The following is a 14,490-nucleotide window of genomic DNA, read 5'->3' as shown; positions in this document are numbered from 1 at the left end:
CCTTAACCCAATCGCCCGTTTTTGTTAAACTGGACCAAAGGAGTGCTGTTCGTGGAAAACGGTGGTTTTATTGTCTTTCTTGAGTATCGAGTACATACACATAAAAGGGAACTGTATCTACAACTTCTGGACTATTTGCGATCGGAAACCGCCCGTGCCGGTGCGATTATCCGGCACGAGTGGATGGAAAGTGTGGATCAACCGGGATTGTTCGTCGAGATGATTCGTGTGCCGGATGAAGAAACCAGCCAACGTGTGATCTCTCTCAGAAGAAACCTCGCTTTGAACGGGCGGATGAAGGAAATGACAGACAAACTGAATATCTGGATGTTCCGGCCCGCCGAACAATCTTCCACCGGAGAAAAGGATGTTTGATCATGGGCGCGAAAGATCCGTCGGCTCGCCGGTCTGTATGGCGGCGAACAAGAAGGCGGTTTCGTCGGCTTTGTATGGTTCCTTCAGTGTGGCCGGTGCGCTTTGCGGCGTTGACGGGATTATTGGCTGCCGCTTTTATTTGCCTGCTGATATGGGGATGGCGGGATGAAGAGAGGCCGCGCGTTCCTTCACCTGTTATTCGAACGGTGGAATTTCAGGAAGTGAGACCGGAGCGCCTTCAAGAAGATCGTTTCTTATTCCGAGGGAAGTCGGAGCGGGGGGAAGCTGATTACGAGTGGAACCTGCGCTCGGGAGATTTATTGAAAGTGGACGGGAAAAGCGGAACGGGTGTATTCCCCTTGGGAAAACACGGCGTGTTGACCATGTTGTCTGAAGGTGCCGCCCTGTCATTGGTGGTGCAAAAAGGAGGCACACGGATTGCTTTCAGCGTCCCGGCGGGGATGCGCCATCCGATATCGGTTTCGCCGCGGGGAGATGCCATCGTGTATCCGGTTGAAGATGCGGACGATGTGGCGTTGGCCCTGTTTCGTCCCAAGGAGGGACGTTCTCACCCTATCCCCGATGCCAAGTTTTCCTCCCGTACCAACATAGCGTCGGCTGTATCTTGGTCACCGAGTGGCCGTTTTCTGGCAGTGGCGGACAGAGTGTACGAGGTGGGTGATTCTGTCCCTGTCACCATCCTTCGAAGCAGTCCGGGTTGGTGGTCCCCAACGGCAGATGTGCGGGTGATCGTGGAGGACAATCGACGTTTGGTTCTGTGGAATGCCGTGACGGGGAAACGACAGGTCGAGTTCGAAGCACCTGCGGGCGAGGAGATCGTCCCGCCCGTTGTGTGGGATCCCAAAGGTCATTATTTCGCTTTTGCAACCGGTCGCAGGGTTAGCGGAGAGCTATTTTTTGAAAAAGTACACGTTATGGACGGACAATTGTATCATTACGTGGAGAATGAACATAATCTGCAATCAACACAGTTGGATCGCCTCATGATCGGACCCGACGGCGGTTATGTATCGTACGTGATCAACGGGATGTTGAAGCTGATTCATCTTCGCACGCAAAATTCGCAGATATTCGATGTGTATCATCAGCTGGCGGGACAGTCCCATCCCTTCATCCGTCATGAGCGTAACGGGGTGTGGTTGGCGGAGGGACACCATATCCTGTTTATCGGTGACAGCATGAAGGAAAAGGAAATTTACCGAACTTCCCGTCCATTGATGGGATTTTATCTGTCACCTCGTTTGCATCGACTGTTGATTGTGGAAAAAATGCCGGAAGGGTGCAAGTTGAGCCTGATCGATTTGAAACGGTTGGGCCAATCGTCGTCCTCCGGCGATCCCGGCAATACAAGATAAAGGAGCACGAGCAATGGCCAAAGTCTCAACAAAGCAATCGGCACTTCCTTTTACGGAAGAGCGAAAAACATCCATTCAACAACGTTTGCTCCAATGGTATCGCATTCACCAACGGGATCTGCCTTGGCGGCGGGATCAGGACCCCTATAAGATCTGGGTGTCCGAAGTGATGTTGCAGCAGACGCGGGTAGAGACCGTGATCCCTTATTTTCATCGTTTTTTGGAACGGTTCCCCACACTGGAAGCGCTAGCGGCGGCCGATGAGGCTGACGTCATCAAAGCGTGGGAAGGATTGGGGTATTATTCGCGCGTGCGTAACCTGCACGCCGCTGTTAAGGAGGTGGTGGAGAAACACGGGGGGAAAGTGCCCGACACACTGGAGACCATCTCTCAGCTGAAAGGAGTGGGACCGTATACGGCAGGGGCCATTTTGAGTATCGCCTATAACCGGCGGGTCCCGGCCGTCGACGGCAATGTGTTGCGCGTCTTTTCCCGGTTGTTCGCTTCGACGGATGACATCGCCCGTGTTCAGACACGCAAAAAAATGGAAACGTGGGCTTATCATCTGATTCCGGAATCCAATCCGCGTGATTTCAACCAGGCATTGATGGAGCTGGGGGCGATGGTGTGTACACCCACGTCGCCTTCCTGTGCGACTTGTCCGGTCCGCTCCGATTGTCTGGCATATGAAAAAGGGATGCAACACGATTTGCCCGTCAAGAAAAAAGCGAAACCGCCCGTTCCAGTCTCGCTCGTGTTCGGCTGGATTCGGGACGGCGATCGCGTATTGCTGGAACGAAGACCGGAGACGGGACTCTTGGCGGGGTTGTGGGGATTGCCCACACTGGAGACGGATGCCAGCGATTCAGTGCAAGCATTGATCGCGTGGATGGAGAAACATGGTATGTCCATACAACCCGGCGAAACGTTGGGGATGGTGGAGCATGTCTTTACGCATCGCAAATGGCGTGCTACGATCATCGGCGGTACGTGCGTCGGGATAAAGAGAGAACTTCCGCAACATTGGCGGTGGGCAACGCTGGATGAACTGGAAAAGGTGGCATTGCCCAAAGTATACCAAAAGGCTGTCCAAACAGCTTTATCTTCCATTTTTGCTTGATCTTTTGACCATGAAGGGAAACACGGTGAATGTGGCCACCGTGCAGGCGAGGGAGAAACCGAGGGGGAAATGATCCGTGGAAGAGAAAAAAGATCGGAGCGTCGGCGACTCAAAAGAAACAACAAACGAGCCGCCGTCCTCCCCAATCGCCCCCGATTCGCAACCGAAGGCGGATCGGTCGACAGAGACAAAGACGGAAGTGGATGAATCGGTACCGGTATGGGTGGAGATGTCCGAAGAAACAGAATCAAACGACCGTGAGGCTACAACGGAGACGGGTGGTTCAGCGGAAAGTGCGCCTTCTTCTCCCGAACGGGAAGAGATGGCCGCCGCTGCATGGGTGTCTGGATCCCCACAAGTGAGCTTGTGGGATCGGATCACCCGAGTGTTGCATCGTGTACCGCTGGTCAACCGCATTCCGTTTGAACAAATCGGTCCGAAAAAAACGGTCATCGGCACGCTGGTGGTGGCTTTCGCTTTGGTAGGAAGCTTGTCTGTGTTTGCGTTTGACGGAACGACCGATGCCAAAGAGGCTCCACGGGCAGGTGTAACAAAGCCGCATCAACAGCTGAAACCCAAACCGATTCCTTTTATCGTCACCTTTGAGGGCCGACAATGGACTGTTGACCTGCGTACGCTTGGCTATGACGGAAAAGATCCATCCACCTTGAATCGCGACAAATGGTTGGATTGGTTTCGTAGGGTGAAAAAAGAAGTGGACCAACCGGCCGTGGACGCGGAGCAAAATTGGTTTGGCGGTAAGCTGACCCCGTCGAAAACGGGAAAATTGGTGGATATGGACACCATCGAAAAAGAATGGCTGCCCCGTTTGACGACGATGACCGGTCAGCCGCAAGAGCTGCCGATGGTGATCGATCAGCCGGAGGTGACCGAAGAGGATTTTCAACAGGTGGATCAACGGTTGATCGGCAAGTATACGACGTACTTCGATGGAAGCAACGTCAACCGTACCACCAACATCCGATTGGCATCCAAGGCGATCAACAACCTGATCCTGAGCCCGGGAGAGCGTTTCTCCTTCAACCGTGTCGTAGGTCCTCGCACATCGGGTCGTGGGTACAAATCAGCCAAGGTGATCGTGCGGGGGGAATACAGTGAAGGCATCGGCGGCGGGATCTGTCAAGTGTCAAGCACACTGTTCAACAGCGTGGATGAAGCGGGGCTGAGAATCCTGCAGCGCAATTCCCACAGCAAAGAGGTGGCCTACGTTCCGCCCGGGCGCGATGCAACCGTTTCCTGGGGTGGACCGGATTTCCGTTTTAAAAACAATCTGACCAAGCCGGTATTGATCCGTATCCGGGTGACCAGCAATTCGATCACGGCCTATGTATACACGACACCGGACGCCCGAGTGAAAAAACGGAAACCGGTGCAACCCGCACCGACCAAAGTGGAGTCGGTGCCCGTCACCAACCCCGGTGCTTCGAACGGGAAAAAACCGCAGTGACCAATGGGAAGGCCGTCCCTTTACGGGACGGCTTCAGAACGTTTTGGTCATTTCATTCGACACCTTCTCGAAGACTTGGTTGCCATGAACATTCGCCAAGAAAGATTGAATCCACAGGGGTCGCCCCAGGCGGGCGGCTTTTTTCCGTTTTTGTGTGATAAAAAAATGTGTCCCGTGAAATTTCTGCACCGGGATTCCGTATATAGGAGTGAAACCGGATCTGAAGGAGGGCAGACACAGAAGGTGGACGACATACAAATCGTGGAGCGGGTGCTGGACGGAGACCGGGACGCGTTCAGCCACCTCGTCCGGAAATACATGAATGCCGTGTATGCCATGCTGCTCAGAATGGTTCATCACGAAGAGGAAGCCCGGGACCTCGCGCAGGAATGCTTCATCCGGGCATATCGGAACCTGCACCGGTTCGACCCAGCGCGCAGCTTTGCCACTTGGCTGTTTCAGATTGCCCGGAACGCCTGTGTGGATGAATGGCGCCAAAAGAAAGGTAACATGGCCCCGTTCTTGGAAACGGACGTGGCCGAAAAGAAAACGCCGGAAGAGATCGTGGTGGAAAATGAGGAGATGGAGGAGATGGCCGGATGGATTCGGGCGCTCCCGCCACATTACCAGGCAGTGCTCTTACTTCGGTATCGGCACGATTTCAGTTACAAGGAAATCGCGGAAATCCTGGAGATCTCCCCGCACGATGTGGCCAACCGGCTTCATCGGGCGAGAAAGAAGCTTCGGGAGATGAGGGACCGGAATCAAAGGAGGGAGATCAGGGATGAATTGCTTTGCTGATGAGGTGTTGTGGGACTTCCTCGAAGGGGGTTCTTCGGATAAGGATGCCGTTCTGAAGCATATCCAGCACTGCGACAATTGCCGGAAACGGCTGGAAAAACTGAAGGCTGAACAGTCCGAACTCCGGCAGGCCGCCGGCCAGGTGAAACTGCTGGATGAGTCGTTTGTCGGAGAAGTGATGAACCGGATCACGGAACTGGACGAAAAGGAGCACCCCGTGAAAGAAAACCGGAAGCCGGCAGGAAGGTTCCGCAGGTGGAAATGGTTCGGCACCGTCGCGGCCGGACTGGCCGTAGCCGTCATCGTCGGAGCCGTAGCTTCTCCCACCTTCGCTTCGTATCTCCCGCTGTTTCGACAGTTCGTCCAGGTCCAGGAACAGGACATGAACAAACTGTATCGCAAGGAAGACATCAAGGTGACGGACAAGGGGCTCACCGTTCATGTGAAGCAGATTGTGGCCGACTCCACCCAGCTGATGGTCTTCTACCAGATCGAAGACAGCCGGGGGAAGGTGCTCCCAATCTACCATCACTGGATTCGTTATCCTTACCTGGTGCTGGATGACGGAAGCGGCCAGCCACAGGTTGGGGGATTTCGTCCGGGTGGATATCCGGGTCAGGATGTAGACAAGGCCACCTGGGCCGTGCTAGTGTTCGACCTGAACAAGGTGAAACACAAGGACCGGCTCGTCCTCAAGCTTGACACGAAACAGGTTGGAAGCGTCAAGGGCTCTTGGAAGCTGAACGTGCCCATCGATCTCAGCAAGCTGAAAGGCACCCTCCGTGAAGTAGTGATCGGAAAAACCTTGGAAGCGCACGGTGTCCGGGTGACACTGAAGAAGATCAAGTACACGCCCCTCGGCACTTTCCTGGAACTGGACCGGCAGATTTCCCCGCAGCTGAGGAACCAGTACGAACAAACTTACGGCCCGAAGTTCGCCCGTTTCGCCCTGGGGGACGTCGACTACGGGTTCCGCATTTTGGATGAGACCGGCAAGGTGCTGGTGGAGAAAGAAGCAGGGATTGGAGGAAGATTCCATATGATGGATAAGTATGGGGCGCATATTTATGAAAAGCTCGATAACTACTTGTTCCAGCCGTTCCCTCACAACAAGCGCCTCACCTTTGAGCTGACGGAAGTCAACCGGGTGGAGTCGGCACCGCTAACCCTGACGTTTGACCCGCGCAAGCTGCCGGCCAAAGTGGAAGATGGGCAAGGAAACAGCCTGGCGGTTACATTCGCGGCCATCAAGCCGAAGTCGTTCTACATCCAGAATGCTCCCCAGAAAAAAGTGTTCGCGTTTTATGCCAAGGGGCACCTGAAGGAGAACGATTTTCCCTCCCACCAAATGACTATGGCTGTAACGGTCGAAAGCGGGAAAAGATACTGGCCTTTAGGAGGCGTAGGCATGAAGAAGAGAGGGACGGGCGTGGAGATGACAGGGACGTTCATCGTCGACGAAATTTCACAGCTGCCACAAAAGATCACACTGCAACCGTTTTGGGTGAAGAAATATGAAGGCTTGTCCGTCGAGACGGAACTGCCTGTGAACCCGTAAGTGGTAGGGCTGGCCGTTTCACTTCTCTCCACTCTGATAAGATCACGCGTTTCCGAATTCATTGGGAGCGTGTGTTTCTTATTTGCTCAAAATATGCAATCACCAAGCCTGCAGACTTGTTTCTTACGGAACTTTGTTTACAGGCTGAAGCCGTCCCTTTACGGGACGGCTTTTTTAGGTAAAGGATTGTCGATTGAATGAGGCCGTTCTTCGGAATAATCTATATCGTCCAGTTGCCAGTCGATGGGTTCCAAACCGACCTTTTGCAAAAATTCATTGGTTCGGGAAAACGGACGGCTGCCGAAAAAGCCGCGATTGGCGGAATACGGACTGGGATGGGCCGATTCGATCACCAGATGATGATCGCGGGTGATCAATGCTCTTTTCTCCTGCGCATTTCTTCCCCACAAGAGAAAGACGACGGGTTGTTCCCGTTCATTCAACGTGCGGATCACTTGGCTCGTGAACGTTTCCCATCCTTTCCCCTTATGGGAATTGGGCTGACCCCGGCGAACGGTCAGGACGTTGTTGAGGAGCAGGACACCTTGTTCTGCCCACTTAACCAGATGACCGTGGTTGGGAATCCGGCATCCGAGATCATCATGCAACTCTTTGAAAATGTTTTTGAGCGAGGGTGGCACTTTCACCCCGGGCTTAACGGAAAAGCTGAGCCCGTGCGCTTGACCCGGTCCATGGTACGGGTCTTGTCCGATGATGACGACCTTGGTGTTGGCATAAGGGGTGAGGTGCAAGGCGGAGTAGATATCATATTTGTCCGGATAGACGGTATACGTATTGTATTCGTGGATCAAAAACTGGCGCAACTTTTGGTAATACGGCTTTTCGAATTCAGCATTCAAATGATCGGCCCAATCATTTTTCAGGATGGGCGCCATGTTTCTCTCCTCCCGATTATGTAGCTTATTTATAAAATTATTTTCACATATGTGATGGTGCCTTGTAAAATGGGGTCATTGTCAAAAAAAGCTTCGGGGCAGTTTCTCGTTTTGCCATGTCCGGCATGAGGGTTGGGAGAGAAAACGTGCCCAATCTCTAACAAAACATATTTTTTAAATTAATATGTTTATAAATAGTCATAAAACGGGTAATACCTCAAACGGAGGTGATCCCCTGTGCAACAACCCATAATCCGCGGATTGCATGCGGTTGTCCTGTTCGTCAAAGACTTGGAAAAACAAAAGAGGTTTTATCGCGATGTGTTGGGTTTGGAGGTGACATACGAGTCGGATCAGTCGGCCTTTCTCAAGTGCGGTGAGCAAATGATCGCCCTCTTTACTCACGAAAATCACCCGGAAGGTGCACGTCGCTTGGAAGGAGCGGTCAAAGGCATCTCTCATCTTGAATTCCGGATCAAACGAAGCGACAAAGAGTATTGGCTCCAAAAACTGCGGGATGCCGGTTATCACGCCTACAAGGACAATTTCTAGGATGAAGACGGCAACTTGTTCCACTTTGTGTATGAAGACTGAATGACAATTTGTGAGGGTGAGCCTTTTTCCTCCTTGCACCTTTTTCGTCACGACGCAAAGGTCATCTTGGGAAAAGGCCCACCCTCCCCCGGATTAAGGATGATCAGGCACGAATTGCTCGGGAATGCCCCAGTTTCTCCGGTCCATTATCTCTTCATCATTCCGCTTTTTCCAGTTGGACTGCTGTGGAGAAGAAGACGGCACCGCCCCCCATATCAGCTTCCCGGTCGGGAGTGAGTTGGTTGATCCCTTTTCCGTCCGGATAGGAGGACAACCACCACAATCCCATGCTGACCAACACGCCGGGAAGGACTGCGTCGGTTACCTTGACAGTTAAAGTGCAGCTCCCCCGCTCATTCCAGATGCGTACGAGGCTCCCGTTGACAATCCCCTTCCGCTCTGCATCTTTCGGGTGAATTTGCAAAGTGGGCCGTCCTTCCATCTTCTGCAGTTTGCCAATGTTGCCCATGCTGGAGTTGAGAAACTGATGGTTGGGCGGGGAGATGAGCATGAACGTATCGGGATCTTCCGCGTTTCGTTCCCCGTCAGTCCCCTCTTTCGGCGGGGTGTGAGCGGGGAGGGGATCCAATCCCGCTGCCCGGAGCGATTCGTTGAACAGGAGAATACGCTCACCGCGCTGCAACCGTTCCGGGAATACCGCGTTCTCCGATATATCCAGCTTGACGATCTCTTTTTCCATCAGCTCGTCAAAATCGATTCGGGACAGGCAGGGATTGTCGGGGTTATCCAGGACTTGTCGGATCAGGTCTTCCTCCGTATCGTCAAAGCAGGGTTCGGTGAACCCCATCCGTTTGGCTAGTGTACGGAACAGTTTGTAGTTGGACCAGGCTTCACCTTGCGGTGGCAGGATCGGACGAGCTACTTGGACATACATATGCCAGTAGGATTTGTACACATCCAAGTTTTCAAAATGGGATGTGGCGGGCAGCACCAGATCGGCATAACGGGCGGTATCCGTGAGAAACAGATCATGTACCACTGTGAACAGATCTTCCCGCGCCAGACCGCGCAACACCTTTTCCTGAGACGGTGCCACCGCGGCCGGATTGCTGTTATAGACGAACAGCATGCGAATCGGTGGATCAGCCTCCAGCAAAGCCCTCCCCAGATGGATCATGTTAATGCTGCGTACGTTGGGATTGGGCAACAAATCGGGACGTTCCAGTTTGTCGGTGTCCACTTGGACCAAACCGTTCCCCTTGAGCGCTCCGCCGCCTTTGTACCGCCATTGGCCAGTGAGGGCCGGCAGACAGGTGATGGTGCGGACGATCATGCCGCCATTGTCATGATGTTGCAACCCGTTGCCGATCCGGATGAACGAGGGAGACGTTTTCCCATACTCCCGGGCCAGCCGGATGATGGTCTCCTTCGGGACGCCCGTGATGCGGGACACGCGTTCGGGCGGATATGCTTTCAGCCGTTCCCGCAGTTGCTCCCATCCAACGGTATAATCGCGCAAAAACGCTTCGTCGATCAGGTTTTCCCGCTCCAACACGTGCATCATGCCGAGCGCCAGTGCGGCATCAGTGCCGGGATACAACTGAACGAACTCATCGGCCCACCGTGCCGTCTGATTGCGATGGACGTCGATGACCACGATTTTGGCCCCTTGTTTGCGGGCTTGTTCAAACAACATGACCTGATGCATGTTGGTGCTGACGATGTTACCGCCCCAAACGATGATATACCGGCTATGGACCGTGTCTTCGGGATCGATTGCCCCCTTGATCCCCATGGTGGCTTGGAATCCTTGACTGCCCGCCACGTTGCAGATGGTGCGATCCAGCCGCGACGCTCCGAGACGATGAAAGAAGCGTCGATCCATCGTCCCATTGTTGACCAAACCCATGTTGCCGTAATAACTGTAGGGAAGAATCGATTCGGCGCCGTGTTCGGCGATGAGTTGCTTCATTCGCGACGTGATTTCGTCCAGTGCTTCTTCCCAAGTGATCCGTTCAAACTTGCCTTCCCCTTTCTCACCCGTGCGTCGCATCGGGTAAAGCAGCCGTTCAAGATGGTGGACACGGTCAGGGAAGTGGCGTACTTTATGGCAAATCACTCCGCGGGTGATGGGATGATCGGGATCGCCGGTCACCCGGGTGATGCGGCCGTCTTCCACTATGACGCGCAAACCGCAGGTGTCCGGGCAATCCAGCGGGCAGACGGAGCGAAAAACCTCTCGGGTTGATTGTGACACGTTTCTCTCCCCCCAGCCTTTTTCCACATATTTTACCTTTTGCATAAGCGGTTGGAAAGAGACTGTACGAATCCGGTATCGTTTGAGACAATGCTCATGATGAAAGCAAAGGAGGGACTGATGTGCTGGCCCAATTGTGGCGGGCGGCCGGATGGGGTGTGCCGTCCCATGAAGAGGCGAAAATGTGGGTGGAACGGGCGTTGAAAGAGGGAGAAAAACGAAAGGGACGGCTGGGAGATCAACGGCATGAATGGGTGGATTGGCCCATGTCGCCGAGTGTTCGTTTTCGTGTGGTGACGGACGGAACACGTGTGGTGCAATTGGTACCGGCGCTCATTTGCGGCTTGTCTCATACGTTTCTGCCTTCCACCGTACGGCAAACGGAACGCCACAGCATCGTCTGGGGAGCGTGGCGGAGCATACCGGGTGGAATTTTGCACAGAACAGCAGTATGGTTGCAAAATGACTGGGGGGCGGAGCAACCGGGGCCGTGGACGATGAGAATTACCGGTCTGGCGTATCAAGTAAAGGTGGATCCGATATCTTTGGGCACGGCAGGATCGATGCCACTGTTTGCGCAGGTGGCTCGCTTTACACGTGAGATCCCCTTGGAGGAGCAGGCGAATTATGCCGTTCGGGGAAAGGTAGAGGGAGTGGAAGAAGAGGTTAACCGGATCACCGGTCAAACACTTTGGAAAATCACATTGTCAGGAAAAGACCAGTGGCGGTTGACAATGTTGACACATCCATCTTTGGTCGAGGGGAAAATCCGCCCGGGTGTTTGGGTGGTGGCTGAGTGTCGGTTACAAGGGGAAATGGTGGATTAGGGCATGTCTGGTAAATCTGTGAGGGAGCAAATGTTTTCCCAGATGAGCCAATTACCAACCCCGAAGACCTGGAAAGAGCAGGGATGAAATCGCGGGCAACCTCCTCTAAGCGAAGCAAACTTTGCCCGCGTCCTGCATTCCGGGTCGGTGCGACCATGTCCTGCTTCCTCCTTCTCTCACTCAGATGATTTTGACGGGTTCCCCCTGGCGGGTGTACCACATCTTGGATTACCGTTGGTTGCGCCGTTCGATTTCCTCGATGATCTGATGATGCAGGCTGATGCCCTGTGCATTCATCAGCGGGGATAGCTGTGAAAAAACGGCATGCTGAAACGCCAGCTCCTCATCAGTCCATTGGGGAAGCGGTGTGGTGTGCAACGTTTGCCAATCACGGCCGACAAACATGATAGCTCACCTCATTTGCATCAGGTTTGCTTTCAGTATGGTTGAATTCAAAGATTTGATACATCGAAACGTCAAGGAGTTGTGATCATGAGGATCGTAGTGCGTTCCCTGCCGGATGAGATTGAACCGGAGCGCGTGTTCGCCCGGTTGTACGGAAGTTGTACCTATGCGTTTTGGCTGGATGGTCAAGGAAGTGACCGCAGTGGCCGTTTTTCCTGGATGGGAGGAGATCCGTTTCTGCTGATGTCCACCCGGGATGGGCGGACCACGATGAACCGAAACGGTCAGGTACGCACATATGGAGACCATCCGTTCGCATTATTGAAATCGCTGGCCCGGTCGTGGTCGGTGACGGACGTCCCTTTGCCGGATATCCCGTTTTTGGCAGGCGGTGTCGGATATGTTGGGTATGAGATGAAGCGGTATGTGGAGCAACTGCCGCAGACCGGCGCCGACCCGTTTGGACTGCCGGAAATGTGCTGGATGTGGTTTGACAAAGTGATGGTATTTGACCATGGGGAACGACGTGTTTGGCTCTGCAAATGGAGATTGGACGGAGAAACCGCTTCTGAAGTGGAACAAACGTTAAACGAATGGGAAACAGCTCTCTTGCGTGCCGCTCAGTGTCCCCTCCCCACCCGTGTGTGGCCCGATACTACCGGGATCGATTTGGATGAGTCGGCGTTTCGGTACACGGTGAGCCGTGATCAATATCTGCGCAATATCGAAATCATTCAGCGCCATATTGCGGATGGGGATATTTACCAAGCTTGTCTGACGCATTTGGTCACTGCTGATTTGTTGACGAATGGTTGGGAGTTGTATCGGGTATTGCGCCGAATCAATCCCGCACCTTTTTCGTGCTATCTCAAATTGGGAGAAACAGAAGTGGTCTCTTCCTCTCCGGAACGCTTTTTGCGTGTGCGTGCCGATCGCATGGTGGACAGCAGTCCGATCAAAGGAACGCGTCCGCGGGGACGTACCCCGGAGGAGGATGCACGATTGGCCCATGAGCTGGCCACGCATGAAAAAGACCGGGCTGAAAACGTGATGATCGTCGATCTCGTGCGCAATGATCTGGGCAGAGTTGCGGAGCCCGGCAGTGTGCTTGTGTCGGAACTGCTTGCGGTGAAATCCTACGCCACCGTTCATCAATTGGTGTCCACAGTGGAAGCCAGATTGCGGGAAGACCTGCACGCCGTGGATGCGTTGCAGTCCGCGTTTCCCGGCGGCTCGATGACGGGTGCGCCCAAGATTCGTGCGATGGAGATTTTGGATCGGTTAGAACCGACGGTGCGGGGGATATATTCCGGTGGGATCGGTTATTTGGACGTCCGCGGGACAATGGATCTCAGTATGGTGATCCGTACGGTGATTTGTCAAAAGGGACAAGCCTTTTTTCACGTGGGCGGCGGGATCGTCGCCGATTCTGATCCCGAGGCGGAGTATCAGGAAACGATGGACAAAGCCCGTGCGCTCAAGGCAGCGATCCACTGGGTAAATCGCAAAAATTGAAACCACCTGCCACGGATAAAAAAACCTTTTTCCGGTTGATTGAGAACCAAAGGAAAAAGGTCATGGAGTCAAGTGTACGAGGATCGTCAAAAATGATGCGAGAAGCATGTATCTCGTTGTTTGCGACGGGAAAAATAGGAAAACGTCAATGCGTTCCCGTTCGGATGTTGGACAGTATTCTGACTTCAAATGGTTTGTGCGGGGCGATATCACCCACATTGCGATGTACCTGTCGTTTGAGACGGTGGTATTGCTCCGGTTTTACCCAGCGTTCCGGCTCCACGTATACGATGAGGCGTCGCCCATCGTAGTCCATCCGGGCGGATCGAACTCCGTCGACGTTTTGCGCCGCCTGTATCATATGGCTTTCAGGATAACCTACATAGGTATAGGATTGACTGTCATTGGACAATCCTTGGCGTTGTTCCGGCGGTTTGGCCCATTGGCATCCCACTGAAACGGTCAACAAGAAACCGCACACCAAACTTGCGAAAATGCGATGATTCATTCCCTTCCCTCCTCTTTTGCATAGTTTGGATTGAAGAAAGTCCGGCTTTACAAGGGAAATCTTCCCTGTTGGTCCGAAGCTTGATGAAAAAGAGGTGGAGAATGTGGCCGTACCCATACGTGTATCGAAGTGGTTGCTTCCGGTTACCCTGGCGGTGCATGCGGGAGGGGTGGCCGGATGGTTGGTTTGGTATTGGCGGGATGGAGAGGGAGGGTCGCCGGCGTGGTTGTGGCAGGCCGGCATATTGGCAGCTTGTTGCATGGCTGTTTGGTACGGGAGATGGTATCGGTACTTTTCCGCTGAATACGGTGCCTTTCTTTCGTTGGCATGGTTGATATGGGTGATTGGGTCTGCTTCCGTTGTCCTGCACCATGTGGTCCAATTGACGATGATCTCCGCTTTGACTGAATTGCTGAGGCAAATTCCGTCAGTTGGGTTGCAGGCATATTTGGCCGAATGGAACCGTTTGCTGTACGTTTTTGGCGGCATATTCGGTCACTTCTGTTATGTATGTTCCGGTTTGATGAGTACGGTGGTCTTGTCTCGGCATCCTTCGTTTTCGGCGCGGGTGGCTGGTTGCTCATTCGGTTTGTGGTTGGTGGGTCTGGCATCCGTACTCTGGTGCTGGTATGTAAATGTTCCGTCAGCTTGGTTGTTTGGGTTTCCGCTGTTTTTGTCCGGCGGATGGTCGGCATTGATGGCGGGAGCCACCCCCACAGAGGACGGGGCAGCATCTTGTTGACTGATTGGGGGCTGAAGAAAATCGCTTTTTGGCTTGTGTTAAGAGAAATTTAAGGGCTTTCCCCCTGTAATGTTAAGAATCCGCGCT

General features: G+C 53.5%; 14 protein-coding genes. 10 read left to right on the top strand and 4 right to left on the bottom strand.

What is annotated here, in order from left to right:
- Positions 1 to 51 precede the first annotated feature (51 nt).
- The 6 genes from KI215_RS13650 (at position 52) to KI215_RS13625 (ending at position 6,698) form a co-directional block, all read left to right on the top strand.
- Entirely contained in the window at positions 52 to 375 is a 324-nt protein-coding gene (locus tag KI215_RS13650; protein ID WP_212773247.1) for a hypothetical protein, read from the top strand.
- A gap of 2 nt (positions 376 to 377) precedes the next feature.
- Positions 378 to 1,751 carry a hypothetical protein gene (locus tag KI215_RS13645; protein ID WP_212773246.1) on the top strand — a complete coding sequence of 458 codons (1,374 nt, stop codon included), beginning with the start codon at positions 378 to 380 and terminating at the stop codon, positions 1,749 to 1,751.
- A gap of 13 nt (positions 1,752 to 1,764) precedes the next feature.
- Positions 1,765 to 2,871: an A/G-specific adenine glycosylase gene (gene mutY / locus KI215_RS13640; RefSeq protein WP_212773245.1), complete on the top strand. Its 1,107-nt coding sequence runs from the start codon at positions 1,765 to 1,767 to the stop codon at positions 2,869 to 2,871.
- Between the two features lie 76 nt (positions 2,872 to 2,947).
- Positions 2,948 to 4,339 carry a VanW family protein gene (locus KI215_RS16210; RefSeq protein WP_338048304.1) on the top strand — a complete coding sequence of 464 codons (1,392 nt, stop codon included), beginning with the start codon at positions 2,948 to 2,950 and terminating at the stop codon, positions 4,337 to 4,339.
- A gap of 243 nt (positions 4,340 to 4,582) precedes the next feature.
- Positions 4,583 to 5,140 carry an RNA polymerase sigma factor gene (locus KI215_RS13630; RefSeq protein ID WP_212773244.1) on the top strand — a complete coding sequence of 186 codons (558 nt, stop codon included), beginning with the start codon at positions 4,583 to 4,585 and terminating at the stop codon, positions 5,138 to 5,140.
- Positions 5,124 to 6,698: a DUF4179 domain-containing protein gene (locus KI215_RS13625; protein WP_212773243.1), complete on the top strand. Its 1,575-nt coding sequence runs from the start codon at positions 5,124 to 5,126 to the stop codon at positions 6,696 to 6,698. Before KI215_RS13630 ends, KI215_RS13625 begins: the two co-directional genes overlap by 17 nt.
- 158 nt (positions 6,699 to 6,856) lie before the next feature.
- On the opposite strand, the gene KI215_RS13620 is transcribed toward KI215_RS13625, so the two are convergent.
- Positions 6,857 to 7,594: a uracil-DNA glycosylase gene (locus tag KI215_RS13620; RefSeq protein ID WP_212773242.1), complete on the bottom strand. Its 738-nt coding sequence runs from the start codon at positions 7,592 to 7,594 to the stop codon at positions 6,857 to 6,859.
- Positions 7,595 to 7,831: 237 nt separating this feature from the next.
- Here KI215_RS13620 and KI215_RS13615 point away from each other — a divergent pair, with 237 nt between their 5' ends.
- Positions 7,832 to 8,146 (top strand): VOC family protein, encoded by a 315-nt coding sequence (locus tag KI215_RS13615; protein WP_212773241.1) that lies wholly within the window; start codon positions 7,832 to 7,834, stop codon positions 8,144 to 8,146.
- A 199-nt stretch (positions 8,147 to 8,345) separates the two neighbouring features.
- On the opposite strand, the gene KI215_RS13610 is transcribed toward KI215_RS13615, so the two are convergent.
- The gene (locus tag KI215_RS13610; protein ID WP_212773240.1) at positions 8,346 to 10,451 is read right to left on the bottom strand and encodes a molybdopterin-containing oxidoreductase family protein; all 2,106 of its coding nucleotides are present in this window, start codon (positions 10,449 to 10,451) and stop codon (positions 8,346 to 8,348) included.
- 77 nt (positions 10,452 to 10,528) lie between these two features.
- Here KI215_RS13610 and KI215_RS13605 point away from each other — a divergent pair, with 77 nt between their 5' ends.
- The gene (locus tag KI215_RS13605; RefSeq protein WP_212773239.1) at positions 10,529 to 11,233 is read left to right on the top strand and encodes a hypothetical protein; all 705 of its coding nucleotides are present in this window, start codon (positions 10,529 to 10,531) and stop codon (positions 11,231 to 11,233) included.
- A gap of 228 nt (positions 11,234 to 11,461) precedes the next feature.
- On the opposite strand, the gene KI215_RS13600 is transcribed toward KI215_RS13605, so the two are convergent.
- Positions 11,462 to 11,638 (bottom strand): cytosolic protein, encoded by a 177-nt coding sequence (locus KI215_RS13600; RefSeq protein ID WP_212773238.1) that lies wholly within the window; start codon positions 11,636 to 11,638, stop codon positions 11,462 to 11,464.
- Between the two features lie 87 nt (positions 11,639 to 11,725).
- Between KI215_RS13600 and pabB the strand changes: the two genes are divergently transcribed.
- Positions 11,726 to 13,153 (top strand): aminodeoxychorismate synthase component I, encoded by a 1,428-nt coding sequence (gene pabB / locus KI215_RS13595; RefSeq protein WP_212773237.1) that lies wholly within the window; start codon positions 11,726 to 11,728, stop codon positions 13,151 to 13,153.
- A gap of 145 nt (positions 13,154 to 13,298) precedes the next feature.
- On the opposite strand, the gene KI215_RS13590 is transcribed toward pabB, so the two are convergent.
- A complete protein-coding gene (locus KI215_RS13590) occupies positions 13,299 to 13,661 on the bottom strand; it encodes a hypothetical protein (RefSeq protein ID WP_212773236.1) in 363 nt (120 codons plus the stop codon).
- 103 nt (positions 13,662 to 13,764) lie between these two features.
- On the opposite strand from KI215_RS13590, the gene KI215_RS13585 reads away from it, so the two are divergent.
- The gene (locus KI215_RS13585; RefSeq protein ID WP_212773235.1) at positions 13,765 to 14,403 is read left to right on the top strand and encodes a hypothetical protein; all 639 of its coding nucleotides are present in this window, start codon (positions 13,765 to 13,767) and stop codon (positions 14,401 to 14,403) included.
- Positions 14,404 to 14,490 lie beyond the last annotated feature (87 nt).

This window comes from Polycladomyces abyssicola, assembly GCF_018326425.1.
Lineage (GTDB): Bacteria > Bacillota > Bacilli > Thermoactinomycetales > JIR-001 > Polycladomyces > Polycladomyces abyssicola.
Note: the sequence above shows the minus strand (reverse complement) of the source record. Positions and strands in the feature narration are given on the sequence as shown.

Bases quoted from the DNA above. Each gene is read 5' to 3' on its own strand.
- mutY (WP_212773245.1), top strand. From the start codon at position 1,765: ATGGCCAAAGTCTCAACAAAGCAATCGGCACTTCCTTTTACGGAAGAG.
- pabB (WP_212773237.1), top strand. From the start codon at position 11,726: ATGAGGATCGTAGTGCGTTCCCTGCCGGATGAGATTGAACCGGAGCGC.
- KI215_RS13600 (WP_212773238.1), bottom strand. From the start codon at position 11,638: ATGTTTGTCGGCCGTGATTGGCAAACGTTGCACACCACACCGCTTCCC.
- KI215_RS13625 (WP_212773243.1), top strand. From the start codon at position 5,124: ATGAATTGCTTTGCTGATGAGGTGTTGTGGGACTTCCTCGAAGGGGGT.
- KI215_RS13610 (WP_212773240.1), bottom strand. From the start codon at position 10,451: ATGCAAAAGGTAAAATATGTGGAAAAAGGCTGGGGGGAGAGAAACGTG.
- KI215_RS13645 (WP_212773246.1), top strand. From the start codon at position 378: ATGGGCGCGAAAGATCCGTCGGCTCGCCGGTCTGTATGGCGGCGAACA.
- KI215_RS13590 (WP_212773236.1), bottom strand. From the start codon at position 13,661: ATGAATCATCGCATTTTCGCAAGTTTGGTGTGCGGTTTCTTGTTGACC.
- KI215_RS13620 (WP_212773242.1), bottom strand. From the start codon at position 7,594: ATGGCGCCCATCCTGAAAAATGATTGGGCCGATCATTTGAATGCTGAA.